The 2,805-nt window shown below is 42.5% G+C and carries 3 protein-coding genes; all 3 read right to left on the bottom strand.

What is annotated here, in order from left to right:
* Window positions 1–134: 134 nt before the first annotated feature.
* The 3 genes from PVV57_RS09940 to PVV57_RS09930 all read right to left on the bottom strand — a co-directional run bounded on the left by PVV57_RS09940 (window position 135) and on the right by PVV57_RS09930 (window position 2,788).
* A complete protein-coding gene (locus PVV57_RS09940) occupies window positions 135–539 on the bottom strand; it encodes a hypothetical protein (RefSeq protein ID WP_273784005.1) in 405 nt (134 codons plus the stop codon).
* 192 nt (window positions 540–731) lie between these two features.
* Window positions 732–1,133 carry a hypothetical protein gene (locus PVV57_RS09935; RefSeq protein WP_273784004.1) on the bottom strand — a complete coding sequence of 134 codons (402 nt, stop codon included), beginning with the start codon at window positions 1,131–1,133 and terminating at the stop codon, window positions 732–734.
* Complete coding sequence (locus PVV57_RS09930; protein WP_342753464.1) at window positions 1,130–2,788, bottom strand: hemagglutinin repeat-containing protein; 1,659 nt, start codon at window positions 2,786–2,788, stop codon at window positions 1,130–1,132. Before PVV57_RS09930 ends, PVV57_RS09935 begins: the two co-directional genes overlap by 4 nt.
* Between the last annotated feature and the right edge of the window lie 17 nt (window positions 2,789–2,805).

The raw sequence follows: 2,805 nt of genomic DNA, 5'->3' as shown, positions 1-2,805 counted from the left end.
ATAGGATTACTAAGTGTATTCCCTACGTTATACTGCTTCACATACAGTGTTGAGATTGTGGGTTGAGGAGACAATCCCGCACAAGCATGGGAACACATGAATGTGGGGATTGTACTTTCCACAAACAACAATACTTAAGGTTGGCATTCATCTGCGTTTTTATACTTTTTACAATAAGGGCTATTTAAGCGCTTTTCAACACTTCTCTGTGGGATGACAGCACCAGGACGACAAATCGGAAGATCTTTATAATTATAGCACCAATATGGACCTCCTGATTTTTTACGGAATCCTGCTTGAACCATGCAAGCATAAATTGTTGCTATTTCATTATTGCTGAGCTTTTGATTTTCAGCCTCAAGATAATTAAGATGCGGCATGCCGCATTCTAGTAAAGCTTTTCCTACCTCGGTAAAGTCTGCTCCTGGCTTCTCCCACACTGCCACTTCTCCTCGAGGAGATTTGTCGATGTTTTCAATATCACATCCAGCAGCACTTAATAGAATGAGCAGGCTCAATAAGTTAAATCGTATTTTCATTTTTTGTTCCCTGTTCTCGTGGAATAAAATTTTATAAAATCAAATGAACCGTAATTATCTTTACACTCATAGCTTGCATCAGCATAACAATTATGGGGGCTCGGGTGTTGAGATGATGGATTGAGGGAACAATCGCGCCATTCCAAGCGAAGGCAAGGAGGGCGGATTGTTGGTCATTACAAACAGCAAGACTTAGGGTTTGCATTCAGGTGCATTTTTATATTTTTTACAAAACGGGCTATTCAAGCGCTTCTTGACACTGCGCTGTGGTATGACAGCACCTGGACGACAAATCGGCAAGTTTTTCTCTTTAAAAGTATAACACCAATATGGTCCTCCCCATTTGTAGCGGAATCCTGCTTGAACCATGCAAGCATCAATAGAAGCCTCTGCATTGATGCTTAGCTTTCTATTTTCTGGAAAAACATCATAAGGGGTTGGCATACCACATTCTAACAAGGCTTTTCCTATCTCCGTAAAATCTGCTCCTGGCTTCTCCCATGCACTCAAAACTCCTGGTGGAGGCTTATCGATGTTACATCCAGCTACACTAACCAAAACTATTCCACTTAATAATTTCAAGATTTGTTTCATTTTTTCCTCCCTGAATATTTTGAATATATTGGCGTACGATTAGGTAAACCATAAGCTTGTCGACATATTGAACCTGCATTACCATAACAAGCATGGACACTGGGGTAGCCCTTAAATATTTGCCCTCTCTCTTTCCAAGGACCACTTCCAGGAGGTATTTGCTCAAAGGTATAAGGATTTTTGCCAATCTTTGTACCCACAAAGTCATATTTATGATTTTCCAAGTTTACATAATCCTGCTTTCCATCACTTAAGATATATAACGTATCTGCCATGTTTTGAGTATTATAAGCTGGTCCAAAGAAATTAATCGTTGTTTTCTTTGCTATACCATGAACACCATGCTTTTCTAAATCATGCGATCCATTGCCCGCTGTCATACTGCCGCGGCTATGGGCATCAACATGCAATCCTTTATTGCCAAAGCTATACAACAGATTCTGGTACTTCTTCGTCGAATTGGTCAGAGCACCCAACTTACCTTCTAGAGCATACTGATACCCTGCAATGAACAACTCTACCAAGAGCGAATCGCTATGGGGAAACATCAGAAAATAGTGTGGATCATTCTTGTTATCAGCCAACTGCACCGCATTATGGGCTGCTTCATCTGGTGTTGTAAAAATACCATTGAGAAAAACATGAACCTTGCCATCAGAACCTTTTTGTAAATTCTGTTGTTCTTCAGGCGTTAAATAATGATATTGCGGCTGCGGGTTTCCATGACTGTCTCTTATAGGATTTCCATTTTCATCTTTTGCATAGATCACATTGCCATTTTCATCGTGCTCAACGGTAGCCAGATAATGCTCTTTGATAAACATGTTTACAAAGCTCTGTTCAAAGGTATCAAATCCTTCATCCGATAAATCATTGATCATATCTAAGCGATTATGCACTACCCCCTCAAGCGATGTGGCGTCTACCGGTGCAACGGCTTGGTGGGCTGTAGCGGTGTTGCGGTTGAGGGCATCGATGATTTGTCCAGCATCTTGCCCCATCGTCCTCTGGTTAGATCCACCGGTGAGGATGATGGTGCCATCACTGATAGCAGATTTGGTTTCCCCTTCCGCTGCATCCTTAGCTTTTCCATGACTTAAAGCATTTTTAGCAATATTTTTTATGATGCCATATTTCCCCTGTTGCAAAGCATCGCCACCAGAAATGCTAAACCCATGGCTGCTGGCTTTAGCATGCGCACTGTTGGAAATATCACTGGTGCTAATGCTTCCTGTGGTCAGACTGTTTTTGTCCGCTGGTGCGGTGCTGGAAATAATGCCTCCGGTCATGGTTGTTGCACCCGTAACTGTAATATCAAAACCGCCTGCCCCTGCTTTAATGCCGGATTGCTCCACAACACTGTGATAATCACTAGAGGATTTGTCCTTTTGGAAAGAGGCGCTCATCGAACCTCCACCACCCGTTGCTCCAGCACCAAAGCCAACAGAAACAGAATTTTGCTTGCTGGAAGTTTTTCCGGTATCGCTCTGGCTAGTAATGGTGAAATCACCACCAACACCCATCTCTACACGGTTTGCAGAAACCACAGCGCCTGCTAGTGTGGTGTTTCCTCCACTATTGCTATGAACAGTGCCGGTACCTATAATATGGCTGTTCTTGTGATGCACTTGTTCACTGGAGCCCTTTTTAACGATGGGTAGGACGCTTTAAT

This window comes from Bartonella sp. AU15XJBT (genome assembly GCF_028618615.1).
In the GTDB taxonomy this organism is placed as follows: Bacteria; Pseudomonadota; Alphaproteobacteria; order Rhizobiales; family Rhizobiaceae; genus Bartonella.
This window is presented reverse-complemented; position numbering and strand designations above follow the sequence as displayed.